Raw genomic sequence first — 24,298 nt, 5'->3', positions numbered from 1 at the left:
GGATTCACCCCTCCTGGGCGTCGGCGGGGAGCGGCTGTGATTCCTTGAAGAGACCGCGTTCCGTGAGGTAGGTGGTCAGCCATCCGCGGTGGTCGTCACAGGCCAACCAGATCTTCCGGCGCTCCGGGGTATGGATCCTGGGGTTGTTCCAGAGCAGTTGCCACTGGGCGGACTGCCGGCATCCCTTGCGCGAGCACTTCGGCACCGCGGGGCCCTCAACGCCTGAGAGTTGGTCGAAAATGCTCATCCGTGCTCCCTTTCGCTTCCTGGCCGGTGGCGGTGGCCGTGATGGTGATGGACCCGTTCTTCCTGCTGTGGTTCCTCCGCCTCGTCGGGGACGTACCAGTGCCCCGAGAGCAGGTCGGGTTCGGCGTCGTCCTGCGGGCTGGTCGAGCCGGAAGCCGGGTCGAAGGGTCCGGTGGTGGTCCCTTCGCTGCCTTCCGTCGGGTCATCAGTGTTCGACTCGTCCTTCGCCGTGGGGTCCTGCGGGGCCTCGTCCTTCGTGCCGTCGGCTGCGGCGCCGGCGAGCATGGCGGGCTCCGTCGGACCGCCGTCGTAGTAGTTGGTCTCCGTACGTTTGGCCAGATCGGCACCGCTGGCGTTGGCCACGACCACCGCGAAGTAGGGCAGGATCACCGCCAGGATGAGCATGACCACCTGGATCCACCCATGGACGAAAAAGGCAGCGATGAAGCAGGCCATGCGCACGGACATCGAAATCGTGTATTTGACGGTGCGCGAATGCATGTCCGCCGAACGTGACTCATCGGCGTCGGTGATCCGCTGCGGGTGGCCGGCGGGGACAGGCTGGTTCAAAGGATACGAATGCTGGCTCATGTCTCTTCCATGGTGTTCCCCTCCATTGTGTCACCGTCGCGACGATCCGCCGAACCCTCCACGGCTAGAATGGTGCGGAACCGTTGACGTACCGACTTGGAGGACCCATGACCGAAACCGCCCAGCCCGCCCCGCGCAGCGTATTGATCACCGGTGGCAACCGGGGTATCGGCCTGGCCATTGCCCGGGCATTCGAAGCGAACGGCGATCAGGTGGCCATCACCTATCGCAGCGGCGTGGTCCCCGAAGGTCTGCTGGGGGTGAAGGCGGATGTGACCGACTATGCGTCCATCGACGCGGCGTTCACCGAGGTCGAACAGGCCCACGGTCCCGTCGAGGTCCTGGTGGCCAACGCCGGGATGACCAAGGACATGCTGTTGTTGCGCATGAACGAGGACGACTTCAGCTCGGTGGTCGACACCAACCTCACCGGCGCCTTCCGGGTCATCAAACGGGCCTCGAAGGGAATGATCAAGCTGCGCAAGGGCCGTGTCGTGCTGATCTCCTCCGTGGTGGGCCTGCTGGGCTCTCCCGGTCAGATCAACTACGCGGCGTCGAAGGCGGGGCTGGTGGGCATGGCCCGGTCGTTGACCCGTGAGCTGGGGTCCCGGGGCATCACCGCCAACGTGGTGGCCCCGGGGTTCGTCAACACCGACATGACCGCCGCACTGCCCGAAGACACGCAGAAGGAGTACCTCTCGGGCATCCCCGCGGGACGGTTCGCCGAGCCCACCGAGGTGGCAGGAGTCGTCCGCTGGCTGGCCAGTGACGAGGCCGCCTACATTTCCGGCGCCGTCATTCCGGTCGACGGCGGTCTGGGCATGGGGCACTAGGCCCACCTGCCGTTCGTCTTTGGAGCATTCCCACAACGGCACGACGCCGGATGGGCTGGCAAGATGGAGGAAAGTGCCCGCGACAGCGGGCTCCCTTGCCGCATCCGCGCCATGGCCGCGTGAACCCCAACTAGGAGAATCCATGTCAGAACTCAACGGAAAAACAGCCATTGTCACCGGGTCCTCCCGGGGCATCGGCGCAGAAGTGGCGAAGAACCTCGCAGCGGGGGGTGCCTCCGTCGTGGTGAACTACCGGCAGAAGGCTCCCCGTGCCCATAAGATCGTCCAGGGCATCACCGATGCCGGGGGCCGGGCCGTGGCCGTCGGTGCGGACCTGACCGCCGAGGGGGGCGCCCAGTCACTGGTGGATGCGGCGCAAGAGAACTTCGGGTCCCTCGATGTGCTGGTGCTCAACGCCTCCGGCGGCATGGAAGCCGATCTCGGCGAGGACTATGCCCTGCGACTGAACCGCGACGCCCAGGTCGACATGCTGCGCACCGCGGCCGCCGTCATGCCCGCCGGTTCGCGTGTGGTGTTCGTCACCAGCCACCAGGCCCACTTCATCGACCAGACGGCGACGCTGGATGCCTACGAGCCCGTGGCCCGTTCCAAGCGCGCCGGGGAGCTGGCCCTGCGTGAGGAGATCCCGGCGCTGGAGGCCAAGGGCATCTCGTTGGTGGTGGTCTCCGGGGACATGATCGAAGGGACCGTCACCGCCACGCTGCTGGACCGGGCCCAGCCAGGGGCCATCGAGGAGCGCCGGCAGGCTGCCGGCAAACTGCTCACCGTCCAGGAGTTCGGGGTCGAGGTCGCCGCGATGGCCACGGCCGACGTCCCCACCGGACATACCGAATACGCTGGGGGAGCAGGACACTTCCTGGACTAGAACACACCGGCAGTACACGGAGCATCAAAGGCGGCGGCTCCACCCTCCCACGGGTGGAGCCGCCGCCTTTGGCGTCGGTGCGGGGGTTAGGGCTTCTTCCCGCAGACGACCTTGTTCCAGGGCTGATACGTCCAGTGCAGGCTGTCCTTGAGCGTCTCCGAGCCCGCCGTCCGGGTGCGGTGCACATCGACCGAGAACCCCTTCTGGCCACCGGACTCCGCGACACACTTCTCGGCGTCGTTGTAGGTGGTCTTGGGGTTGGTCTTGTTGTAGTGCCCCGAGGTCTTGGAGGTGACCTTGTACTTCTTGGTCCCCCAGAGACGGGTCTTCACATGGCTGTCGGTCACCCAGGCCTGGATCATCACGGCGTGGCCGGTGTTGTTCTTCCAGGCCATGTCGATCTGGCCTTCCCACAGGGTGGATTCACGCCCGGCGGGGTAGCGGTCGAACCAGCGGCTATGCGGCCGGTGGGTGACATCGTCCATGCCCCCGAGCCATCCCACGTTGAACAACTGGGTGGAGATCTGCGACAGACCACCGCCGATGGCTTCGGTGGTGAAGCCGTCTTCCACCACGCCGGACTTGAAGTAGCCGTTCGCCTCCGTGATGGGGGCCAGCGCCTTGGTCAGCGAGAAGGTGTCGCCGGGCATGACCAGCATGCCGTTGAGCTTCGAGGCCCCGGCGCGCAGGTTCTTGGTCCGGACCGTGTCAAAGGTGGGGTACGGCGTGGAGAACTCGACGATCACCTCCTTCACACCCAGCTTCTTCGCCTTCGCGGTCGTCAGTTCCGGCTTGGTGACGGCGACGTCGATCTTCGCGGTCCGTGAATCGGTGGTCGCGGCGGTGAGGATCTTCTCGGTGAGGTTCTTCGTCTCGACGCCATGGCCCTTGACCGCGGGGATGATCTTCGGCTTCCCGTCCTTCAGGACGATGCGGGCGTCCTTGGCCGTCGACGCCATCTTGGGATTGGCCTTGAGCAGACGGTCGGCGAGCTGCTGGTTGTCCAACGACATCTTCACCGCGCCGTCAGAGACCTTGAAGGACGCCGCCTGGGCCAGCTCGGCCGGCTTCAAGGTGGCCTTCAGGTCATCGGCGGCCACGGTCACGTTCCCGGCGACCAGGGGCTTGGCCTGCTCATCGCGGACCTTCTCGAACGCCGAGGCGGGGGTCTTGGGCTCCACCGTGGTGGTGGCCACCTCGATGGGTTCGCTCGCGCCGAACCAGGAATTGCCGATGGCGTCGCCGGCCTGGTCCGCGTCGACCTTCTCGCCTTCGGACGGGGCGTCGTACTGGACCTTGGAGTCCTTGAAGGCAATCTTGCCTTCGGTGGCCTTGGTGTCCAGCTTGGGACGCAGATCCTCGATGGCGGCGTGCAAGGCGTCGTCGTCCTGGGTCAGGACCGGCTTGATGGCCGAACCGCCGGTCAGGCGTTGAAAGAGGACCATGGGGTTCAGGGTGTACCCGGTCCGGCCCTGCAGGGTGGCCTCGATGTCCAGGCCCAGGCCGGATTCGTCGGGGGTCAGCGGCGCGGACTGTTCCCCGGCGGCGATCGTGACCGGTTCGGAAGCCAGCGGGTCCAGGTCCCGGTGCAGTCGGGCGGCGGCGTCGGAACTGCTCAGACCGCCGATCTCGACCCCGTGGACCGTGGTCCCGTTGGGGATCTGGTCGCCGAGCAGCGACGCCCCGCCTGCGTAGGCGCCCGCCAACAGGATGATGGCGCCACCGCCGATCAGCCAGCCCTTTTTCTTCTTGCTCGTGTCTTTTTTGTCCCGCATGATTGCCCGCGAATGCTCCATGTTCATCGACGCCGTGCGCCCGTCGGAACGCGCACCACAAAAGATCCTAGCGCCGCGGGCTCGCGCAGATGCGCCGTTGATGTCCGCGGGGCCCGGTAGTTATGCAATCGTCATGATCAAATACCTGCCAGATGACGAATGATGTCCAGCCGTGGCAGATCGATCACCGCGTCGGCGGCGGTACGCAACGCGGGTTTGGCGCAATAAGCGATCCCGAGTCCGGCAGCCCGGACCATCAACAGGTCGTTGGCTCCGTCGCCGGCGGCGATGGTGTGTTCCACGGGGAGGCCCGCCTCGACGGCCCACTGCCGCAGGGACGACTCCTTGGCGGCGGCATCGACGATCTCCCCGTTCACGGTTCCGGTCAGCCGGCCTTCGCTGACGCCCAGATCGTTGGCCCGGGCGAAGTCCAGCCCCAACCCGTCGGCCAGCGGCCGGAGGATCTGGAGGAACCCGCCCGAGACAACGCCCACCAGATGCCCGCCCTCGTGGCAGGCCGCGATCAGTTCCCTGGCCCCGGCCGAGAGAACGACGGCGTCGCACACCCGATCGATGACCCCGGCCTCCAGCCCGGCCAGGGTGGCCACCCGGGCGTGGAGACTTTCGGAGAAGTCCAGTTCGCCGCGCATCGCCGCCTCGGTGACGGCGGCGACTTCGGCCTCACGCCCGGCATGGGCGGCCAGCAACTCGATGACCTCCTGCCGGATCAACGTGGAATCGACGTCCATGACCAGCAGCTTGCGGGGCGCCTCGATCAGGCTGGCCGGGACCAGGGCATGCTGCGCGGAGTCGGCGGCGAGCCGGTCCAGCAAGGCGGCGGAGCGGTCTGCGTCGGGGCCTTCCGGCGTCGTGCGGGTCAACGCCCTGCGTGTTCCGGCGTACCCCAGCCCCGAGAACGCCGTGGAGGAGGCCGTGGAGAACCCGTGGTCCCCCAGGAGCGCCTCGATCCGTGCCGGTTCGAACCGGGTCGCCTCCGGGCCGTCGGCGGCCGTCGGAGTCGCGGCACCGTCGTCGGGGGAGGACGCGGTGCCGTGATGGGAGACGAGGTAACTGCTGATCTTCATGGAACGATTCTCCCGTGCGGTGCCTGCTAGGCGCTACTTCGCGACGTCGCGGGGCGGCACACCCGGTAGCATTTGGCCGATCACCTAGGTATTGCCTTAGTGTTTTGACCATGAATGATGTGCTCTCCTTTACCGGTATCGACGTGGTCCGGGGTCAAAAGAACCTCTTGACGAGCATCGACTGGCAGGTGAAGGAGGACGAACGATGGGTTGTTCTGGGTCCCAACGGGGCCGGGAAGACCACCCTGTTGCAGATCGCCGCGGCCCGCATGCACCCCACCCGGGGCACCGCCGAGATCCTCGACGAGACCCTGGGACGGGTCGACGTCTTTGAACTGCGTCCGCGGATCGGGTTGTCCTCCGGGGCCCTGGCCACCCACATCCCCGCCCACGAGAAGGTGTTGAACGTCGTGGTCACCGCCTCCTGGGGCACCACCGGCCGCTGGCGTGAACAATATGAGGCCATGGACGAACGCCGGGCCTTCTCACTGCTGCACGACTGGGGGATGTCCACCCTGATCAACCGGAAATTCGGGTCACTGAGCGACGGCGAACGCAAGCGGGTGCAGATCGCCCGGGCCCTGATGACCGACCCCGAACTGCTCCTCCTGGACGAACCCGGGGCAGGACTGGACCTGGCGGGGCGCGAGGACCTCGTCGCCCGCCTCTCCGAGCTCGCCGCCGCCGACGAGGCACCGGCCATGGTCCTGGTGACCCACCACCTCGAGGAGATCCCCCCGGGCTTCACCCATGCCATGCTGCTGAACGAGGGCAACATCGTCTCCGCCGGCCCCATCGCCACGACACTGACCGAAGCCAACCTCTCGGAGACCTTCGAGATGGATCTGCGCCTGCGCGTCGACGACGGCCGCTACTCGGCCGTCGCCCGACTCGGCGCCTAGGGCCAGCGCAGCGCATGGATTTATGGAGGGAACTGCTCGTCCTCTTTGCCGGGCTCTGGGCGGGCACGATCAACACGATCGTCGGCTCCGGCTCGCTGGTGACGTTCCCGGTCCTTGTGGCCCTGGGCTTCGCGCCGGTCAACTCCATCATCTCCAACGCCATGGGCCTGGTCGCCGGCGGGTTCTCCGGCGCCTGGGGATACCGGCAGGAAGCCCGCACCGTCCCCAAGACGATGCTCAAACTGGTTCCGGCCTCGCTGCTGGGCGGCATCCTGGGCGCCTTCCTGCTGCTCCACCTTCCCGAAACGGTCTTCGGGTATGTGGCCCCGGTCCTCATCGCGATCGCAATCCTGCTGGTCATCTTCCAGCCGCGGTTGGCCCGGTGGGTGCGTGAGAGGCAAAGCGGCGGGGCCCTGCGGCCTTCCCATGCGGACGAACAGAAACTATCGCCGCTGGTCTACGTCCTGGTCTTCCTCATCGGGGTCTACGGAGGCTACTTCACCGCGGCCCAGGGCATCCTGCTCATGGCCGTGCTGGGCATCTTCTTCCATGGTTCGCTGCAGCAGTCCAATGCGATCAAGGTCATCCTCTCGCTGGTGGTCAACCTGGTCGCCGCCGTGTCCTACCTGCTCTTCGCCTTCGACCGCATCAACTGGCTGATCGTCCTGCTCATCGCCGGCGGTTCCCTGGTCGGTGGGTTCATCGGCGCCCGGGTCGGCCGGAAGCTCTCACCGCTGCTGCTGCGTTCGTTCATCGTGGTGCTCGGGCTCGTGGCCCTGGCGGTCATGATCGGCAAGCTGGTCTCCTGATGCCGATCATCACCCTGGAATCTGCCTCCGACCCGCGCGTCTCCGATTACGTCCGGCTCTCCGATGCGGCCCTGCGGCAACGAACCGATCCGGGGCGCGGGCTCTACATCGCCGAAAGCTCCAAGGTCCTGCGTCGGGCCCTGGCCGCCGGACACGTCCCGCGCTCCTTCTTCCTGGCCGATAAATGGCTCGAGGGGCTCTCCGATGTCCTCGAAGCCCACCCCGAGGTTCCGGCCTTCGTAGGGGCGCCGGGCGTGTTGGAGGAGATCACCGGCTTCCACCTGCACCGGGGTGCGCTGGCTGCCATGAACCGGCCGCAACCGGTTCCGGTGGCCGACGTCGTCGCCGGGGCCCGCCGGGTGCTGTTGTTGGAGGACATCGTGGACCACACCAACCTCGGCGCGATCTTCCGTTCGGCGGCCGCCCTGGGAATGGACGCCGTCCTGGTCTCCGCCCGCTGTGCCGATCCGCTGTACCGGCGTTCCATCCGGGTGAGCATGGGTGGGGTCTTCCAGATCCCGTGGGCGCGGCTGGAGGACTGGAATGAGGGGCTGGACCGGCTGCGCGGGGACGGATTCCGGTTGGCGGCCATGGAGGTCACCGACTCGGCCCGGCCCATCGATGAAGTAGCCGCCGAGAACATCGATCGGTTGGCCCTGGTGCTGGGCACCGAAGGGGCCGGTGTCTCGGACGACACCCTGGCCCGGGTGGACGAGGCCGTGATGATCCCCATGCGCCCGGGCGTCGATTCGTTGAATGTCGCTGCGGCCTCCACCGTGGCCATGTGGGAATTGCGGGCGAGGTAGGCGCGGCGAATGTCGTGGGCGCAGGCCGGGTCTCCTGGATGGTTCGCCGGAGTGGCTCCGGCCCTCTCAAAACGCGCCCTAGAAAGCTGGCATGACTCCAGCAGGGGAGTGCGAGCCCAATGAGAGGCGTGATGGTCGTGGTTCATCAGAGCCAGACGTGGACGTTGGCGCTCGGCACTGAAAGCCAGGGCTTGAATCCGACTGCAGGCCATGGACTCGTTGATCCTGGGCTGACGCCTCGGACGTACTCGAACAACCGGCGCTGAATATTACCCGATGAGCAGTTGGTGAGCGCCCAACGCCGAGTAGTGCCGGCTTTGAGCGGGATCCCGGTAGTGCAAACCATCAGCAGCAGGGCGACGAACCGATCGTTCTTCTACCTGGCGAGAGGGTGTTGTTGTGGCAGCTCGTCCCTGTCCAGGCACTCAGGTCTTCACCAACGACTGGGGCGAGTGGCGGACCGCCGAATCATCCAAGGTCGAGGTCGCCCGTGAGCCACTCATATGCACGATGCTTTTCGGCAGTGAGGGTGAAGTTCAGGACGTCGTCTAAATACGGGTCGAATGCGTCAAGTGTCAGTGAGTCGCCAAGGGGGATAAATTCGGCGTCGTCGTCTTCGGCGCCGAAATCAGCGGTCGCTATTGCCGTACCGGCAACAACGAGCGAGGTGAACAGTCTTGCTTGTCCGACAAGGTGGACCAGTCGAACTTGGACTTCGTTTGTTCGGTTGTTGACGGCAACGTGTTCGAGCGCGGCTGCGGACTCGGGAATTTCCGAGTAGTCGTAGTGACCGTTGCGTTCGCAGTAGCGCGCCAGTTCGATTTGATTGATTGCCGGGCGCGCGTCGCCCAGCAGCTCGGTCAGGAACTCGTCTCTGGGGTGGAGCCCGGTATAGGCATCCTGGAATTTGTCGTAGAGATGGCCCAAGGCAGCGAGCGTGATGAGTTGGGATGCATAGTCAGGACTGGATTCGTCCACGATCGGCTCGAGGTCCCCCTCTCGGGAAATCGCCGCCCAAGCCCACGGGATCCAATGGTGCTTATCGTGGTACTCAAGACCAGAGGTGATGATTTCCAGTGTTTCCTCGGGAATCTGGACGTGCATCTGTGAAACGGTATCCATGGTTGTCCTTTCGTGTGTTGCTCGCTTGACTGTGAAAGCAGGCTGTCATGCAGCCCTGACATTTTGCCCGCGCAGGTAAGCGCTACGTGCGGATGTCAGTGAAGCTGTCCCACGAAACCATCGGGCTGCGGATCCCAGCGTCGATGCCCCCCATCCGGGGACCAGCCAGGGAGGTAGCCGGTGGGGTGCAGGAGGGGCGTGGCTTTTCGTGTTGGCACCGGACTACGCACCCAGTAGGCGCGGCGATTTTTCCGGGCATCTGTCGATGGGATACAGTGAATGGTCGGTTCCGTGACGAACGGAACGGCTGTACCCGTATGGCTGCTGGCAAAATCCAGTGGCTCGAACAAAGGTTTTCCACATGAAGTCCAATACCCACCCGAAGTACGAGGCGGTCGTGTTCAACGACCTCGCCTCCGGCGAAAAGATCCTGACCCGCTCCACCCGGTCCTCGAGCAAGACGATCGAGTGGGAAGACGGCAAGACCTACCCGGTCATCGACGTCGAGATCTCGGCAGCATCACACCCGTTCTACACGGGTAAGCAGCGCATCATGGACTCGGCCGGCCGCGTCGAGCGCTTCAACGCCCGCTTCAAGAACTTCGGCAAGAAGTAAGCGGACCCTTCATGTGGCAAAAGGACCCTTCGGGGTCCTTTTGTCGTTAACGGCCCGGGGCCGACGCCGCCCCGCCGGGCCGTTCCGGGACCCGTGGGCCCGGCGGGTTCACTAGGATGGAACCATGCCAGTCGAGAATCTTCCCCAGCCGGACAGCACGCCCTACACCCACCACGGAGAATTCAAGGTCCACGGAGGAAAACTCGTGGTCGCCGATCTCGAGGTCGCCGGTGAAGGGGCGGAGGCGCGGATCGTGCGCGCCAACATCAACGGGGACTTCTTCCTCGAACCGGATGAGGCGCTGGATGACATCAACTCGGCCCTGGTCGGAATGGAGGCCTCGGCACCGCATGCGGTGATCAGCGGAGCCGTCGGCAGGGCGGTCGGCCACGACGCGGTCATGTTCGGTTTCGATCCCGCGGCCGTGGCCACCGCGGTGCGCCGGGCCCTGGGCCTGGCGACGACGTGGGCCGACCACGACTGGGAAGTCATCGGACCCCGTTCGTTGCCCATCGCCGCCAACGTCGCCCTGGACGAGATCATGACCCGTGAGGTCATGGAAGGGACCCGGAAACCCACCCTGCGGATCTGGGACTGGAACGAGCCCGCCGTAGTCATCGGCAGTTTCCAGTCGGTCCGCAACGAAATCAACCCCGACGGGGCCCGGAAGCATGGGGTGACCGTGGTGCGGCGCATCAGCGGGGGTGGGGCCATGTTCATGGAGGCCGGGAACTGCGTGACCTATTCCCTCTATCTTCCCGCGTCGCTGGTGGATGGCATGAGCTTTGCCGACTCCTACCCGTTCCTGGACGCCTGGGTGATGGAGTCGTTGAAACGCCTAGGCGTGGAGGCGTTCTATAAACCATTGAACGACATCGCGACCGACCAGGGAAAGAACGGCGGAGCCGCGCAGAATCGTATCGCCGGGGGAGCGATCCTGCATCACGTCACGATGAGCTACGACATCGACGCCGAGAAGATGACCGAGGTGCTGCGCATCGGGCAGGAGAAGATTTCCGATAAGGGGATCGCCAGCGCCAAGAAACGGGTGGATCCACTCAAGCGGCAGGCGGGCATCCCGCGGGCCGAGATCATCGAGACGATGATCTCGACCTTTGCCGAGCGCTATGGGGCGACCCGGACCGAAATCGATGAGGCCACGTTGACCCGGGCCGAGCGTCTCGCCGACGAGAAGTTCCGGACCGATGGATGGCTGAACCGGGTTCCCTAGCCGGACCGGGCCCCTGGACGGGCCGGCGCCGGATTGGGCCCGGCGCCCGCCTCATCCGATTGCCGGTGAGCTCAGTCCCGTGACGCCAGGACGGCGGCCTGCCCGTGCAGGGTGCGCACCAGCTGGTCGCGCTGTTCGATGATGATCCGACGCAGGGCCCGTGGAGCCTCTGCGTGGTCGGCGAGCCAGGCATCGGCGCTGCGCACGACGCGATGCTGCTCCGGTGCCTCGGTGCCCAGATCCTGATCCAACGGGAACAGGCCCTGCACGATCCGGGTGGCCAGGCCGATGCTCATCTTCTCCCAGATATCGGCCAGGGCCGGCCAGTAGCGTTCGTAGTAGCCGTCGATCTGCTCATGTGAACCGATCAGGAAACCGTTGACCGTGGCACTGAGGACATCGTTGGAGAGGACCGCGCCGTCGGCGTCGGTTCCGGACAGGGCGGCGTCGAAGGCCGCCTGCTTCACCTGCGCCTCCGGGCGTGCTGCCCAGGCGAGCGCCTGCCCCACGGTGGCGACCGCCGACGGGTTGGCCTGGCGCTCGGCCTCCAGGGTGGAGGTGGAGATGTGTCCCCGGGCCGCACCGGCCTGCAGCAGGGCCCAGCGCAACTGCTCGTCGACGGTAAGTCCTTCGACCCGGAGGCTGCCGTCCAGCAGCCCGGCCACGACATGGTCGAGTTCGCCGGCGCGGGCCAACTCGGCCAGGGCCCTGGCGAAGGCCAGCTGGGCGTCGGATCCGGGATCAGCAGCGAGCAGGAAATCATGCAGCGACTGGGCCAGCTGCCGGTGTTCGGCATCCCTGACATGGGGAGGGCAGTACCGTTGGACGGCGGTCTCGGCCTGCCCCAGGATCATCGACAGGACTCCGACATCGGTGATCGTGGAGACATGTCGGCGGACCGCGCTCAGGAAGACCGGTGCCGGAAGCAGGCCATCGCGGACCATGGACCAGAGGGCTGCCCAGGCGGTGGCCCGCGACAGAGGCTCTGTCAACGTGCCGAGGTGTTCGAGCAGGACCTGCAGGGAGGACTCGTCGAATCTGACCTTGGCATAGGTCAGGTCCCCGTCATTGGGCAGGACGACGGCGGGGCGGGGCCGGCCGACGAGTTCGGGGATCTCGGTCCGGGCCCCGGTGGCATCGAGCCTGAATCCTCCGGTGCGCTCCAGCTTGCCATCGCGCAATTCGAAGGTGCCCAACCCCAGGGTGTGTGGACGGATGGCGGCGGATCCCGTCGTGGGATCCGCGCCCTCCTGGACGATGACCGCCGAGGTGACTGCGCCGTCGTGCTCCTCGAACTCGACCTCCAGGGAACCGACCCCCGCGGTGCGGAGCCAGGATTCGGACCAGGCCCCCATATCGCGGCCGGAGGCCTCGGCCAGGACGGCCAGGAAGTCCGCCAGGGTGGTGTTGCCGTATTCGTGGCGACGGAAATAGGTACGGGCCGCGGAGACGAAGGCCTCGCGCCCGACGTAGGCATCGAGCTGCTTGAGCACGGAGGCGCCCTTGGCGTAGGTGATGCCATCGAAATTCTGCCGGGCCGCTTCCAGATCGGGGATGTCGGCGACGATCGGGTGGGTGGTCGGCAGCTGGTCCTGGACGTAGGCCCAGGCCTTGCGGCGGTTCGCGAAGGTGACCCAGGCGGTATCGAAGTCGGTGGCTTCGGCCACGGCCAGGGTGCCGATGAAGTCGGCGAAGGATTCCTTCAGCCACAGGTCATCCCACCAGCGCATCGTGACCAGATCGCCGAACCACATATGGGCCATCTCGTGCATGATCGTATTCGCCCGGCCCTCGTACTGGGATTCGGTGGCGCGGGAGGTGAAGACGTAGTTCTCAGTGAAGGTGACCAGACCGGGGTTCTCCATGGCGCCGAGGTTGTATTCGGGGACGAAGGCCTGGTCGTATTTGCCCCAGGGGTAGGGGTAGTCGAAGAGGTCATGGAAGAAGTCCAGCCCCTGCCGGGTGGTGGTGAACAGGGCATCGGCATCGAAGCTTGCCGCCAGCGAGGCCCGGCAGCTCAGGCCCAGCGGGACGGTCAGCGTGCTGCCGTCCTCGAGGCGGCGGGACCAGCTGTCGGTGACGTAGTGGTATGGCCCGGCCAGGATCGTGGTGATGTAGGTCGAGATCGGCAGCGTCGGGGCGAAGACCGAGGTGGCCATGCCGTTGTCGTGCTCGGTGCGTTCGGCCACCGACTGGTTGGAGGCGACATGCCAGTGGGCGGGCGCCGTGACGGTGAAGCTGAAGGGTGCCTTGAGGTCGGGCTGTTCGAAGTTCGCGAACACCCGGCGGGCGTCGGCCGGCTCGTACTGGGTGTAGAGGTAGGTCTGGCCGTCCACCGGGTCCACGAAGCGGTGCATGCCTTCCCCGGAGGTCGAGTAGAGGGCCGTGCCATCGACCTCGACGAGGTTGTGGCCCGCCGTGGGAGTGAAGTGGATCCGTGACCCACGGACCGCGGTCGCGGGATCCAGGGGCTTGCCGTTATGGACCACCGAGGCGACGCCACCATGGATGAAGTCCAGGAAGGTCTCCTCGCCGGCGACCTGGGCGGTGAGCGCGATCCGCGTCCGGGATCGGTAGCCGGAGACCGTGGGATCCGGGGCGCCGGTCAGATCGAGATCGACTTCATAGGAGTCGACACTGAGGATCCGGGCGCGCTCGGCGGCCTCATCGCGGGACAGGTTCTGGTTTCTGGGCTGCTGATTCTCCACGGGGCCATTCAACCATGAAACAGGTGTTGAAGATCACCGTCCGGCGTGGATCCGTGGATTACCAGGGGGAGGGACGGTAGTCCTTGATGAAGCAGCCCCGCAGATCCGTGCCCTCCTCGCCGGCAACGATCGGATGGTAGACCCGGGCCGCGCCGTCGATCAGATCCAGGGGTGCATGCCAGCCTCCGGCGGCGTGTCGGATCTTGGACTCGTGCGGGCGTTCGTCGGTGATCCACCCGGTGTCCACGGCCGTCATCAGGATGCCATCGGTGTCGAAGAGCTCCTCGGCGGACGTGCGGGTCAACATGTTGATCGAAGCCTTGGCCATGTTGGTATGGGGGTGACCGGGGCCCTTGTAGACCCGGGAGAACTGCCCCTCCATCGCCGAGACATTCACGATGTACTTGCGGTTGAACGAGGAGGCGGCCATCGCCGGACGCAGCAGGCTCGCCAGCAGGAACGGTGCCGTGACGTTGCAGAGCTGGACCTCCAGCAGTTCCAGCGCCTCCACTTGGCCCAGCGTGTGGGTCCAGCTGTTCACGCTGACCAGATCGGGGACCAGCCCGCCGGCATCGATCGCGGTTCCTGCTTCCACCCGGTCCAGGGAGGCCGATCCGGCGGTCATCGCCAGCTCGGCCAGCCGTGCCGGATCCCAGGCGGCGGAGGATTCCAGGGCGTCGGTGTCCAGGTCGAAGGCCGCGGCCAGGGCCCGGGGGTGGGCTTGTGGTGCCTGGCCGGCGCCCCAGAGTTCCGGGCCACCTCGGGCCTGGCTGAGCTCGGGGGGCAACGGCCGGGCCTCGGCATCGATGAGGTGGCGGTAGGCCTGGCCGGAACGGCGGACCGTCTGGGCCGCATTGTTGATCAGGATGTCCAGCGGCCCGGCGGCGATGAGTTGCTCGGTCAACGACACCACCTGGGAGGGGTCGCGCAGGTCGATCCCGACGATGCGCAACCGGTGCAGCCAATCGCCGCTGTCATCCAGGGCGGCGAACCGGCGGGCCGCATCGGCGGGGAAACGGGTGGTGATGGTCGTATGGGCCCCGTCGCGCAGCAGCCGCAACGCGATATGCATGCCGATCTTGGCCCGCCCGCCGGTGAGCAGGGCCCGGCGTCCGGTCAGGTCGATGCGGGCCTCGCGCCAATGCCTGCCGGCGGTGGCGCAGTCGGGGCACAGCAGGTGGTGGAAGGCATCGACCTTCGTGAAGGGCTGTTTGCAGACGTAGCATTTGCGCGGCTGCTGGTATTCCCCGGCGCTGGAGCCCGCGGAGGTCGAGGACAGGTCCAGCCCCTCGGTCTCGTCGTCGAGCCGGTTCGCGGCGCCGGTGGCCGTGCGTTCCATGACCTGGCGGTCGGCCTCGACCACCGCCTGGCGGGCCTCGGTCCGGCGGGCGCGTTTGACCTCCTTGAACATCTTCGCAGTGGCCCGGCGCACGGCGATGAATTGTTCGTCGTCGTCGGGGAGTTCGTGGATGCGTTCGAGGACGCCCAGGCAGGCGGCCAGATCGGCGGCGGCGATGGGGGAGGAATGCTCAGTCATGACGGCAGAACTATACCGCCCCGGCGCGACATCCACCCAGTCGGGTCAGCCGTCGATCTGCTGTCCCTTCGCCAACACGGTCAGCCCCGAGTCGGTGACCAGGAATCCGCGGGCCCGATCCACCGCGTGGTCGATGCCGATGCTGGCGCCGGCGGGGACCACCACGTTCTTGTCGATGATCGCGTGGTTGATCGTGGCACCGGCTCCGATGACGACGTCGTCCAGCAGGACCGAATCGGTGACGCAGGCCCCGTGCTCGACGCGGGCGTCGGTGGAGATCACCGAGCGGGTGACGACGCCTCCGGTGATCACCACACCCGCAGCCAGCAGCGAATCGTGTGCTTCGCCGGGGACGCCGTTCTTATCGCGGACGAGCTTCGAGGGCGGGGAGCTGTGGTGCCGGGTGTGGATCGGCCATTCCTTGTTGTACAGGTTGAACTTGGGGATGGGGGAGACCAGATCCATATGGGCGTCATAGTAGGAATCCAGCGTGCCGACGTCGCGCCAATAACGCACCAGCCCGTCGTCCTCGCCCGGGACGGGGTTGGAGGAGAAGTCATAGACCCCGCAGTCACCGCGTTCGACGAAGCCCGGGATGATGTCCGCGCCCATGTCGTGTTTGGTGTCGTCGCTGAGGTTGTCGGCGTCCAGGGCCTCGAGCAGGGCATCGGTGCTGAAGACGTAGTTGCCCATCGAGGCCAGGAAGGAATCCGGGTCATCGGGCAGCCCGGGGGTCGATGCGGGTTTCTCACGGAAGGCGGCGATACGCCCTGGGTCGTCGTCGTCGACCTCGATGACCCCGAATTGATGGGACTGGTCGATGGGCTGGCGGACCGCGGCGACGGAGGCCGAGACCCCGGCGGCGATATGGGCGTCGATCATCGCCGAGAAGTCCATCCGATACACGTGATCGGCGCCGACCACCAACACGTATTCTGGTTTGGCGTCGTGGATCAGGTTCAGGGACTGGTAGATCGCGTTGGCCGAGCCGAGGAACCAGTCCTTGCCCAGCCGCTGCTGGGCAGGAACCGAGGCGACATAGTTGCCCAGTTGGGTCGACATGCGCCAGGTTTCGGACACGTGGCGGTCCAGGCTGTGGGATTTATATTGGGTGAGCACCACGACCCGCAGATATCCCGAATTCACGACATTGGACAAGGCGAAGTCGATCAGCCGGTAGCTGCCGGCGAACGGTACGGCCGGTTTGGCACGATCCGCCGTCAGGGGCATCAGCCGCTTGCCTTCCCCACCGGCCAGAACCACGACGAGGACTTTTCTCCGGGGCATGCCGTCTCCCTGCTCCTTGTTGCCTCCCGGCGACGTGGACGCCGGGCTTCACCTGCACGCCTCAGACTATGGCAGAAGTCACTTAAACGGCTACGTTGGTGCTGTGAGAGTAGACATTGTGACCAAGGAATTCCCGCCGGCCATCTATGGCGGGGCCGGTGTCCACGTCGCCGAGCTGTCGCGGGTGCTGGCACCGCTGGCGGATCTGCACGTGCACGCCTTCGGAGCGGAGCGCCCCGCGGACTACCACGGCGCCACCGTGGCCAGCTATGCCGAGCCCGGGGACCTGGGGGAGGCGAACCCCGCACTGGCGACCCTGGGGACCGATCTGCGCATCGTTCCCGCGCTGGCCGGGACGGATATCATCCACTCGCATACCTGGTACGCGAATTTCGCCGGCCACCTCGGCTCGCTGATGCATTCGGTCCCACATGTGCTCAGCGCCCACTCGCTGGAGCCCCTGCGCCCCTGGAAGGCCGAACAACTCGGCGGGGGATACGCCGTCAGCTCCTGGGCCGAATCCACCGCCTACCACGGGGCCGACGCCGTCATCGCGGTATCCGCGGGCATGCGCCGGGACATCCTGCGCGCCTACCCCGACGTCGATCCGGAACGGGTCCACGTGGTCCACAACGGGGTCGATGTCGAGGCGTGGCATCCGGCACCGGATCTACAGGCACTGCCCGGACTGGGGATCGACCCGGACCGACTCACGGTGGCCTTCGTGGGACGGATCACCCGACAGAAGGGGGTGCCCTATCTGCTGCGGGCCGCGGCACTGCTGCCGCCCGACGTCCAACTGGTGCTCTGTGCCGGAGCCGCCGACACCCCCGAACTGGCCGCGGAAGTCGCCGGGCTGATCGCCACGTTGCGGGCCACCCGGGAGGCCGTGGTCGTCATCGAACGCATGCTGCCACGCAACGAACTCATCCAGGTCCTGAGCCAGGCGACCGTCTTCGCCTGCCCGTCGATCTATGAACCGCTGGGGATCGTGAACCTCGAAGCCATGGCCTGCGGCACCGCAGTGGTGGCCAGCGCGGTCGGGGGGATCCCCGAGGTGGTCGCCGATGGCGAGACCGGACTGCTGGTGGCCCTGGAACAGCTCGACGACGCCTCGGGCACGCCGGCGGATGTCGAGGGTTTCGTCGCCGATTTCGCCGCAGCGCTGACCCGGGTGCTGGAGGACCCCGAACGGGCCCGGGTGATGGGCGCCGCCGGCCGGAAACGCGCCGCCAGCAACTTCAGTTGGGATGCCATCGCCCAGCGGACGTTGGAGGTCTACCAGGACGCGATCGACTCCTACCGACCCTGAGGGCCCGGGCGCCGTCACGGCCCCGACAGACGACGACGGCGGTGCCTCCGGAATCCGGAGGCACCGCCGTCGTGCCGTGGCCGGGTCGGTCTAGGCGCCGACCTTCTTGCCCTGGGTGGCCGCCGACTTCGCGGCCTTGCGCTTGGCCTTCTCGGCCGCCTTGCGACGGGCGACGAGGATCTTCTCGTCGATGGGGGCATCGGGTTTGGCCCGTTCCCGGCGCAGGTACTCGGCCGCTTCGTCCTGACGCTCCGCCTCGATGCCCGAGGAGATGTCGGCCCGCAGGTGCTCGGGGCCGTAGCCGAAGGCGTCGACCAGGTCCTGGGCGTGCGGACGCAGACGGGCCAGCAACCGGTTGATGTACGGGCCCAGGGTCCTGGCCCGCTGGTTCGAGAGGCGTCCGTGCATCACATACCAGGACAGGTCCTTCTCGATCAGCTGCAGGCCGTAGAGGTCCCGGACCCAGGTCATGACCTGGCGGGTGCCCTCGTCCTGGATCTTGCCCAGGGCCGTGGTGAACGACTCCCAGAGCAGCAGATCGGCGTGGGCGCGGGCCGCCTCGATGATCTCGTTCTGGTGCTCGTTGAAGACCTTGGCGCCTTCGGCCTGGGGCAGCTTGGCGGCCCCGCGCATCGCGTCGGCGACCTCACCGACCGCGGTGCCGACACGGTCGGTCAGCAGACCGCGCTGGGTCTCGGCATCCTTGAGGAAGTTTGCCGAGCGCTTCTCCGAACCGGTATCGGAGAAGGTCTGGGCCAGCTGGCGCAGACCCGAACGGTTGATCGCCACGTTGCCGGCCTGCCGGACCACATAGCGGGCCAGGACGCCGGCATCGAGGTGGCGGAACTCCTGGGCGTAATCGGTCAGCAGGCGCTTGGCGACCAGCTGCAGCAGCACCGTGTTGTCGCCTTCGAACGTCGCATACACGTCGAGGTCCGCGTAGAGGGAGGTGAAGCGGTTCTTCGTCATGTAGCCGGAACCACCGGTGGCCTCGCGGCACTCCTGGACGATGTCCAGGGCGTTCCACGTGGATGTGGGCTTCAACGCGGCAGCCAGGGTCTCCAGGTCCTGCCGGTCCTCATCGGAATCGGCGGTTCCGGAGAACACGCCGTCGAACTTCTCCAACAGCTCCTCGTGGGCGAAGGACATCGCATAGGTGGTCGCGATCCGCGGGATGAGGCGACGCTGGTGGCGCTGGTAGTCCATCAGGGTCTCCTCCTGCACCGTGGAGGTCGCGTTGAACTGGCGACGCTGGTGGGCGTAGGTGGTGGCGATCTGCAGGGCCACCTTGGAGGCGGCCACCGCGGCACCGTCGAGGGAGACCCGCCCCTGGACCAGGGTTCCGAGCATCGTGAAGAACCGGCGCCCCGGGCTGGAGATGGGGGAGGTGTAGGTCCCGTCGACGGCGACATCGCCGTAGCGGTTGAGCAGGTTGGTGCGCGGGATGCGGACCTGGGTGAAGTGCAGGCGGCCGTTGTCGATGCCGTTGAGCCCGCCCTTCAGGCCGTCGTCCTCGCCGCCGACGCCGGGCAGGAACCCGTTGTCATCGCGGATGGGTACGTAGAAGGCGTGGACCCCATGCTTGACCCCGTTGGTGATCAGCTGGGCGAAGACCACGGCGGCGCGACCGTGCTTCGCGGCGTTGCCCAGGAACTCCTTCCACGCGGCCCGGAAGGGGGTGTGGATGACGAATTCCTCGGTGGCCGGGTCATAGGTCGCCGTGGTGTCGATGCTGGCGACGTCCGACCCGTGGCCGATCTCCGTCATGGCGAAGGCCCCGGGGATCTCCAGGTTCATGATCCCGGGAAGCCACTTCTGGTGGTGTTCGGTGCTGCCCAGGTGCTGGACCGCGGAACCGAAGAGGCCCCACTGCACGCCGGCCTTGATCTGCAGGGACGGATCGGCGACCACGAGTTCCTCGAAGGCGGCGATGTTCCCACCGTGGTTGTTCGCACCGCCCATCGTCTCGGGGAAGGCGCGCTGGATGGCGCCTTCGTCCACGAGGATGGACAGCTGGTTGAAGACGCGTTCGCGGTGCTCGTCCATGGACTGGCCCTCGATGCGCTGGAGGTCGTCGCGGCCGGCGAGCCGGCGTGAGGTGCGGCGGTCCTCGGCCCACTGGCCCAAGAGCTGTTCGGCGAGTGCGGCGACGTCGATGCGGGGGTCTGTCCGGCCGGAGCCGGCGGTGTTCTGCTGGGTCACGTCGTGTGCCTTTCCAATTCGGTAGGTTCGTTGCTGGGATGTCGGGGCTGTTCGGTCCCACCGGGGGGATGCCCGGTGATACCGGAGACCAGCCAGGTCGTGATGGTTTGGGTCAATTCGAGTTCATCGGGTTTGCCGGGGCTCGCGGCGGTCCGCAGCCAGGCTTCGCCCGCGGCCCGGACCATGCCGATCGAGGCGGTCGGCCAGAGTTCCAGCGCCGGGCTGGTCGCCCCTGCCGCGCCATGCCGGCCGTTCAGGTAGGCATGCATGCGTTCCTTCATCATCGAGGTGATCTCCGCGAAGAAGTCGTCCAAGGGGGCGTCGCCCGTCGTGGCGGGGGTCGGCCGGAACGGATCACGGGCGGTGTCGGTGACGAAGAAGTAGACGTTCGGTGACGTCTGGGCCATCTGCAGGTAGGCCTTGACCATGGCCCGCAGACCGGCTTCCTCGGTGGTGGCCCGGCGGGCGGCGTCGACGACCTTGGCCCGCATCTGGCCGATCGCCATCTCACCCATGGCCTGGCGCAATCCGTCCTTATCGCGGAAATACCGGTAGAACACGGATTTGGAGGTTCCGGCGGCTGCGGCGAAGTCGTCCATCGAGGCCGAAGGGCCCATGCGGTGGATGACCGAACGGGCGGCTTTGACCAGTTCGGTGCGCCGGGACTGACGGTGGGCGTCCCACCGGGCGGAGCGCCCGTCTCCGGTGGCGCCCGCCCCGCCGGTTGCGGAGGGCTCTGAAGTGTTCACGATACCCAGCGTATCAGGTACGCTAGGTATCGGTAATCAACTTCACATCGTCAGGAGTCATTCCATGGCCGACCCGGCTTCCCCCGCCCAGTCCACGACGACCGGCACCACCGGTCCGCGTCCCGCCGTCGTGATCGGCGGCAACCGCATCCCCTTTGCCCGGTCCAACGGCAAATACTCCACCGCCTCGAACCAGGAGATGCTCACCGCCGCCCTGGACGGCCTGGTGGCTCGTTTCGGGCTGCAGGGCCAGCGCATCGGGGCGGTCGCCGCCGGAGCCGTCCTGAAGCACTCCAAGGACTTCAACCTGGTCCGCGAATCAGTCCTGGGAACGGCACTGTCGCCGACCACGCCCGCCTATGACGTGCAGATGGCCTGTGCCACCGGCATGGAAGCGATCGGGTCGCTGGCCAATAAGATCCGCCTCGGGCAGATCGAATCCGGGATCGGCGGCGGGGTGGACACCACCTCCGATGCGCCCATCGCCGTCAGCGAGGGCCTGCGCGCCGTCCTGCTGGAACTGACTCGGGCCCGCACCCTGCAGCAGCGGCTCTCGGCACTGTCGAAGTTCCGTCCCAAGGATCTTTCGCCCGCCGCACCGGGCACCGGGGAACCGCGCACCGGGCTGTCGATGGGCGACCACCAGGCCGTCACCACGGCCGCCTGGGGCATCACCCGCCAGGCCCAGGACGAACTCGCGCTGGCCAGCCACAAGAACATGGCCGCGGCCTATGACCGGCACTTCTTCGATGACCTCATCACCCCCTTCCGCGGGGTCAGCCGGGATACGAACCTGCGTCCGGACAGCACGTTGGAGAAGCTGGGCACCCTGAAGCCGGCCTTCGGCAAGAACCTGGGGGATCAGGCCACGATGACCGCCGGGAACTCCACCCCGTTGACCGACGGGGCCGCGACCGTGCTGATCGGTTCGGAGGACTACGCCCGCGCACACGATCTGCCGATGCTGGCCAACTTCGTGGACTTCGAAGCCGGGGCCGCCGATTTCGTCAACGGCGGGGACGGCCTGCTGATGGCCCCCGCCTACGCCGTGCCGCGCCTGCTGGCCCGCAACGGACTGACCTTGCAGGACTTCGACTTCTACGAGATCCACGAGGCCTTCGCCGGGACCGTGCTCAGCACGCTGGCCGCCTGGGAGGACGAGGATTTCTGCCGCAACAACCTGGGGCTCGAAGCCCCGCTGGGGTCGATCGACCGCAGCCGATTGAATGTCAACGGCTCCTCGCTGGCCGCCGGCCACCCGTTCGCCGCCACCGGCGGACGCATCGTGGCCACGCTGGCCAAGATGCTGCATGAGAAGGGTTCGGGCCGTGGCCTGATCTCCGTCTGCGCAGCCGGCGGCCAAGGCGTCGTGGCGATTTTGGAGGCACGCTAACCATGGCCGACAACTACCTGAAGCTCGTCAACACCGGGTTCACCAAGGATCTGGCCAAGACGCTGGGTCTCCCGCGTCCCACGATCCTGCGCCGCTATGAGCCCGGCAAGCCGCTGGTCCCGGGACCCGTCGTCGTCCTCGGCGCCGGCTCCGCCGCCCATGACCTCACGGAGACCCTGTTGGGTTGGGGACTCGACGTCCGCCGCCATGCCGGAGGCCCCGAGAAGCTCGGCGCGCTGATCCTGGCCCTGGACGCCGTGGAGGCCCCCGGCGATCTGTCGGCCGTTGCCCTGGAGGCGGGTGCCGCGTTGCGCAGCCTGCTACCCGGTGGGCGCGTAGTCTCCATTTCACGCCCGGCGACCGTCAACGACGCCCCCGCCCGGTCGGCTGCCCGGATGGGCGTCACCGGTCTGCTGCGCTCCCTGGGCCGTGAAATGCGCGGTGGTGCCACCGCCAACGGGATCCTGCTCGCCGAAGGCATCGGCGCCGCAGCCCCCTCGGCGGCAGCCGCCCTGCACTTCCTGCTCTCCGGACGCAGTGCCTACGTCGATGGACAGTTCATCAACGTCGAGTCCGAACGCGGTGTCCTGCCGGCGGACTGGGACCAGCCGCTGGCCGGCAAGGTCGCCGTGGTGACCGGCGCAGCCCGGGGCATCGGTGCGGCCATCGCCCGGACCCTGCACCGCGACGGTGCCACGATCGTGGCCGTCGACGTCCCGCAGGCCGGGGAATCACTGGCCGCGGTCGCCAACGGGATCGGCGGTACCGCACTACAGCTCGACATCACCCGGGACGACGCCGCAGCGGTGATCATGGAGCACGCCTTGGGCCGCCATGGACAGCTGGACATCGTCATCCACAACGCCGGGATCACCCGGGACAAGCTGCTGGCCAACATGGACGCAGCACGCTGGGATTCGGTCATCGCAGTGAACATCCAGTCGCAACTGCGCATGAACGAGGCGTTCCTGGCCGCAGACCTGCAGGGGCTGCGCATCGTGTCTCTGGCCTCCACCAGCGGCATTGCCGGGAACCGCGGTCAGACCAACTACGCCACCTCCAAGGCCGGGGTCATGGGCATGGTCGCCTCCACTGCGTCGGCGATGGTCGAACGCGACGGTGGCATCAACGCCGTCGCCCCCGGCTTCATCGAAACCGAGATGACCGCCAAGATCCCCGTGGCCACCCGGGCCGTGGGGCGGATGCTGCTGCCCTCGCTGATGCAGGGCGGCCAGCCGCTGGACGTGGCCGAAGCCATCGGTTTCCTGGCCTCCGACGCCGCCGGGGGCATCAACGGACAGACCCTGCGGGTCTGCGGACAGTCGCTGGTGGGCGCATGAGCCGCCGCCTCGTCGACCTGGATGCCGTCCCGGCGCTGCCGAAGCTCTACGCCGAAGCGGTGGCCCATCAGGTCCGCAACCAGCTGAGCCGCTCGAGCAGCGAGCTGGTGCTGCCCGAGGTCGAACACCGGGTCCATGGCGTGGTCCCCGACCAGACGCGGTTGGAGGCCTACCAGCGACTGGTGGGCGATACAGTGCGTCCGAACCTGCCGAGCGTCTTCATCCACGGGACCGTCTTCCCGGTGGCCATGTCCGTGTTGGCCTCACGCGACTTCCCGTTGCCCCTGCTGGGGATGGTCCACCTGTCCAACCAGGTCGAGCATCTGCGCCCGGTGGGTGTCGATGAGGTCCTGAAGGTGCGGGCGTGGACAGAGAAGCTGCGCGACCACCAGGCCGGCACCCAGCTGGACGTGGTGTGCGAGGTCAGTGTCGGGGAAGAAACCGTGTGGGTGGGCACTTCGACGTACCTGGCCAAGGGCGTCTGGGCCGGGGAGCGTCCCGAACGCCGGGGCCAACGACCCGAATTCGTCCCGCTCCGGCAGACGGGCGCCTGGCGTTTGGGGGCGGGGACCGGGCGTAAATACGCCGCGGTGCTGGGGGACTACAACCCCATCCACCTCGGGGCCCTGCCGGCCAAGGCCCTGGGCATGAAACGCCAGATCGCCCACGGCATGTTCCTGGCCGGCAAGGCACTGGCCCAGACGGCACCGCTCGAGGGCGGATACCACTGGGACATCGTCTTCGAATCCCCCGTCCTGCTGCCGTCCACGGTGAGCTTCGGGGTGATCAGGAACGAGAAGCTCCTCGGCTTCGAGGGCTGGAACGCGAAGAAGGGCCGCCGGCATTTCCACGGAGCGGTGCGCACGCT

General features: G+C 66.9%; 21 protein-coding genes. 11 read left to right on the top strand and 10 right to left on the bottom strand.

The window, feature by feature from the left end; translation table 11 throughout:
• Window positions 1-4: 4 nt before the first annotated feature.
• Together ACT3UE_RS14300 and ACT3UE_RS14295 are read right to left on the bottom strand one after the other, a co-directional pair.
• A complete protein-coding gene (locus ACT3UE_RS14300; RefSeq protein WP_444554699.1) occupies window positions 5-247 on the bottom strand; it encodes a hypothetical protein in 243 nt (80 codons plus the stop codon).
• Complete coding sequence (locus tag ACT3UE_RS14295; protein WP_444561441.1) at window positions 244-837, bottom strand: DUF3099 domain-containing protein; 594 nt, start codon at window positions 835-837, stop codon at window positions 244-246. Before ACT3UE_RS14295 ends, ACT3UE_RS14300 begins: the two co-directional genes overlap by 4 nt.
• 107 nt (window positions 838-944) lie before the next feature.
• On the opposite strand from ACT3UE_RS14295, the gene fabG reads away from it, so the two are divergent.
• A complete protein-coding gene (gene fabG / locus ACT3UE_RS14290; RefSeq protein WP_444566934.1) occupies window positions 945-1,670 on the top strand; it encodes a 3-oxoacyl-ACP reductase FabG in 726 nt (241 codons plus the stop codon).
• A 142-nt stretch (window positions 1,671-1,812) separates the two neighbouring features.
• Window positions 1,813-2,556, top strand: coding sequence for an SDR family oxidoreductase (locus ACT3UE_RS14285; RefSeq protein ID WP_444554696.1), 744 nt, complete (start codon window positions 1,813-1,815; stop codon window positions 2,554-2,556).
• 86 nt (window positions 2,557-2,642) lie between these two features.
• On the opposite strand, the gene ACT3UE_RS14280 is transcribed toward ACT3UE_RS14285, so the two are convergent.
• Entirely contained in the window at window positions 2,643-4,331 is a 1,689-nt protein-coding gene (locus ACT3UE_RS14280) for a VanW family protein (RefSeq protein ID WP_444561439.1), read from the bottom strand.
• Between the two features lie 137 nt (window positions 4,332-4,468).
• Window positions 4,469-5,416, bottom strand: a complete 948-nt coding sequence (serB, locus tag ACT3UE_RS14275; RefSeq protein ID WP_444554694.1) for a phosphoserine phosphatase SerB — start codon at window positions 5,414-5,416, stop codon at window positions 4,469-4,471.
• A 110-nt stretch (window positions 5,417-5,526) separates the two neighbouring features.
• Between serB and ACT3UE_RS14270 the strand changes: the two genes are divergently transcribed.
• The 3 genes from ACT3UE_RS14270 to ACT3UE_RS14260 are packed head-to-tail and all read left to right on the top strand — an operon-like array spanning window position 5,527 to window position 7,933.
• Window positions 5,527-6,318, top strand: coding sequence for an ABC transporter ATP-binding protein (locus ACT3UE_RS14270; RefSeq protein ID WP_444561438.1), 792 nt, complete (start codon window positions 5,527-5,529; stop codon window positions 6,316-6,318).
• A 14-nt stretch (window positions 6,319-6,332) separates the two neighbouring features.
• Entirely contained in the window at window positions 6,333-7,127 is a 795-nt protein-coding gene (locus ACT3UE_RS14265) for a sulfite exporter TauE/SafE family protein (RefSeq protein WP_444554692.1), read from the top strand.
• Window positions 7,127-7,933, top strand: a complete 807-nt coding sequence (locus ACT3UE_RS14260) for a TrmH family RNA methyltransferase (RefSeq protein ID WP_444554691.1) — start codon at window positions 7,127-7,129, stop codon at window positions 7,931-7,933. Before ACT3UE_RS14265 ends, ACT3UE_RS14260 begins: the two co-directional genes overlap by 1 nt.
• A gap of 468 nt (window positions 7,934-8,401) precedes the next feature.
• Here ACT3UE_RS14260 and ACT3UE_RS14255 read toward each other — a convergent pair whose 3' ends face one another.
• Window positions 8,402-9,055: a hypothetical protein gene (locus ACT3UE_RS14255; RefSeq protein WP_444561437.1), complete on the bottom strand. Its 654-nt coding sequence runs from the start codon at window positions 9,053-9,055 to the stop codon at window positions 8,402-8,404.
• 361 nt (window positions 9,056-9,416) lie between these two features.
• On the opposite strand from ACT3UE_RS14255, the gene ACT3UE_RS14250 reads away from it, so the two are divergent.
• Both ACT3UE_RS14250 and ACT3UE_RS14245 read left to right on the top strand, forming a co-directional pair.
• A complete protein-coding gene (locus ACT3UE_RS14250) occupies window positions 9,417-9,671 on the top strand; it encodes a type B 50S ribosomal protein L31 (protein WP_444554689.1) in 255 nt (84 codons plus the stop codon).
• Between the two features lie 124 nt (window positions 9,672-9,795).
• Window positions 9,796-10,902 (top strand): lipoate--protein ligase family protein, encoded by a 1,107-nt coding sequence (locus tag ACT3UE_RS14245; protein WP_444566933.1) that lies wholly within the window; start codon window positions 9,796-9,798, stop codon window positions 10,900-10,902.
• A 71-nt stretch (window positions 10,903-10,973) separates the two neighbouring features.
• Here ACT3UE_RS14245 and pepN read toward each other — a convergent pair whose 3' ends face one another.
• The 3 genes from pepN to glgC are packed head-to-tail and all read right to left on the bottom strand — an operon-like array spanning window position 10,974 to window position 16,434.
• Entirely contained in the window at window positions 10,974-13,610 is a 2,637-nt protein-coding gene (pepN, locus tag ACT3UE_RS14240; RefSeq protein ID WP_444561435.1) for an aminopeptidase N, read from the bottom strand.
• A gap of 58 nt (window positions 13,611-13,668) precedes the next feature.
• The gene (locus ACT3UE_RS14235) at window positions 13,669-15,147 is read right to left on the bottom strand and encodes an SDR family NAD(P)-dependent oxidoreductase (RefSeq protein WP_444561434.1); all 1,479 of its coding nucleotides are present in this window, start codon (window positions 15,145-15,147) and stop codon (window positions 13,669-13,671) included.
• 45 nt (window positions 15,148-15,192) lie between these two features.
• Window positions 15,193-16,434, bottom strand: coding sequence for a glucose-1-phosphate adenylyltransferase (glgC, locus tag ACT3UE_RS14230; protein WP_444561433.1), 1,242 nt, complete (start codon window positions 16,432-16,434; stop codon window positions 15,193-15,195).
• Between the two features lie 103 nt (window positions 16,435-16,537).
• On the opposite strand from glgC, the gene glgA reads away from it, so the two are divergent.
• Window positions 16,538-17,746 (top strand): glycogen synthase, encoded by a 1,209-nt coding sequence (glgA, locus tag ACT3UE_RS14225; RefSeq protein WP_444561432.1) that lies wholly within the window; start codon window positions 16,538-16,540, stop codon window positions 17,744-17,746.
• 90 nt (window positions 17,747-17,836) lie between these two features.
• Here glgA and ACT3UE_RS14220 read toward each other — a convergent pair whose 3' ends face one another.
• Together ACT3UE_RS14220 and ACT3UE_RS14215 are read right to left on the bottom strand one after the other, a co-directional pair.
• Window positions 17,837-19,948 carry an acyl-CoA dehydrogenase family protein gene (locus tag ACT3UE_RS14220; RefSeq protein WP_444561431.1) on the bottom strand — a complete coding sequence of 704 codons (2,112 nt, stop codon included), beginning with the start codon at window positions 19,946-19,948 and terminating at the stop codon, window positions 17,837-17,839.
• Window positions 19,945-20,697, bottom strand: coding sequence for a TetR/AcrR family transcriptional regulator (locus tag ACT3UE_RS14215; protein ID WP_444566932.1), 753 nt, complete (start codon window positions 20,695-20,697; stop codon window positions 19,945-19,947). Before ACT3UE_RS14215 ends, ACT3UE_RS14220 begins: the two co-directional genes overlap by 4 nt.
• Window positions 20,698-20,761: 64 nt before the next feature.
• Here ACT3UE_RS14215 and ACT3UE_RS14210 point away from each other — a divergent pair, with 64 nt between their 5' ends.
• The 3 genes from ACT3UE_RS14210 to ACT3UE_RS14200 form a co-directional block, all read left to right on the top strand.
• The gene (locus ACT3UE_RS14210; RefSeq protein ID WP_444561429.1) at window positions 20,762-22,090 is read left to right on the top strand and encodes an acetyl-CoA C-acetyltransferase; all 1,329 of its coding nucleotides are present in this window, start codon (window positions 20,762-20,764) and stop codon (window positions 22,088-22,090) included.
• Window positions 22,091-22,092: 2 nt separating this feature from the next.
• Window positions 22,093-23,430 carry a 3-oxoacyl-ACP reductase gene (locus tag ACT3UE_RS14205; RefSeq protein WP_444566931.1) on the top strand — a complete coding sequence of 446 codons (1,338 nt, stop codon included), beginning with the start codon at window positions 22,093-22,095 and terminating at the stop codon, window positions 23,428-23,430.
• On the top strand, window positions 23,427-24,298 hold an 872-nt coding region (locus tag ACT3UE_RS14200), incomplete at its 3' end, for a MaoC/PaaZ C-terminal domain-containing protein (RefSeq protein WP_444566930.1). The genes ACT3UE_RS14205 and ACT3UE_RS14200, both read left to right, overlap by 4 nt.

Origin of the sequence: Arthrobacter sp. 179 (assembly GCF_052379645.1) — a bacterium.
Taxonomy (GTDB): domain Bacteria; phylum Actinomycetota; class Actinomycetes; order Actinomycetales; family Micrococcaceae; genus Arthrobacter_H.
Note: the sequence above shows the minus strand (reverse complement) of the source record. Positions and strands in the feature narration are given on the sequence as shown.

What these genes read in the sequence shown, in the direction of transcription:
- ACT3UE_RS14300 (WP_444554699.1), bottom strand. Translation starts at nt 247, where the DNA reads ATGAGCATTTTCGACCAACTCTCAGGCGTTGAGGGCCCCGCGGTGCCG.
- ACT3UE_RS14295 (WP_444561441.1), bottom strand. Translation starts at nt 837, where the DNA reads ATGAGCCAGCATTCGTATCCTTTGAACCAGCCTGTCCCCGCCGGCCAC.
- fabG (WP_444566934.1), top strand. Translation starts at nt 945, where the DNA reads ATGACCGAAACCGCCCAGCCCGCCCCGCGCAGCGTATTGATCACCGGT.
- ACT3UE_RS14285 (WP_444554696.1), top strand. Translation starts at nt 1,813, where the DNA reads ATGTCAGAACTCAACGGAAAAACAGCCATTGTCACCGGGTCCTCCCGG.
- ACT3UE_RS14280 (WP_444561439.1), bottom strand. Translation starts at nt 4,331, where the DNA reads ATGCGGGACAAAAAAGACACGAGCAAGAAGAAAAAGGGCTGGCTGATC.
- serB (WP_444554694.1), bottom strand. Translation starts at nt 5,416, where the DNA reads ATGAAGATCAGCAGTTACCTCGTCTCCCATCACGGCACCGCGTCCTCC.
- ACT3UE_RS14270 (WP_444561438.1), top strand. Translation starts at nt 5,527, where the DNA reads ATGAATGATGTGCTCTCCTTTACCGGTATCGACGTGGTCCGGGGTCAA.
- ACT3UE_RS14265 (WP_444554692.1), top strand. Translation starts at nt 6,333, where the DNA reads ATGGATTTATGGAGGGAACTGCTCGTCCTCTTTGCCGGGCTCTGGGCG.
- ACT3UE_RS14260 (WP_444554691.1), top strand. Translation starts at nt 7,127, where the DNA reads ATGCCGATCATCACCCTGGAATCTGCCTCCGACCCGCGCGTCTCCGAT.
- ACT3UE_RS14255 (WP_444561437.1), bottom strand. Translation starts at nt 9,055, where the DNA reads ATGGATACCGTTTCACAGATGCACGTCCAGATTCCCGAGGAAACACTG.
- ACT3UE_RS14250 (WP_444554689.1), top strand. Translation starts at nt 9,417, where the DNA reads ATGAAGTCCAATACCCACCCGAAGTACGAGGCGGTCGTGTTCAACGAC.
- ACT3UE_RS14245 (WP_444566933.1), top strand. Translation starts at nt 9,796, where the DNA reads ATGCCAGTCGAGAATCTTCCCCAGCCGGACAGCACGCCCTACACCCAC.
- ACT3UE_RS14235 (WP_444561434.1), bottom strand. Translation starts at nt 15,147, where the DNA reads ATGACTGAGCATTCCTCCCCCATCGCCGCCGCCGATCTGGCCGCCTGC.
- glgC (WP_444561433.1), bottom strand. Translation starts at nt 16,434, where the DNA reads ATGCCCCGGAGAAAAGTCCTCGTCGTGGTTCTGGCCGGTGGGGAAGGC.
- ACT3UE_RS14210 (WP_444561429.1), top strand. Translation starts at nt 20,762, where the DNA reads ATGGCCGACCCGGCTTCCCCCGCCCAGTCCACGACGACCGGCACCACC.
- ACT3UE_RS14205 (WP_444566931.1), top strand. Translation starts at nt 22,093, where the DNA reads ATGGCCGACAACTACCTGAAGCTCGTCAACACCGGGTTCACCAAGGAT.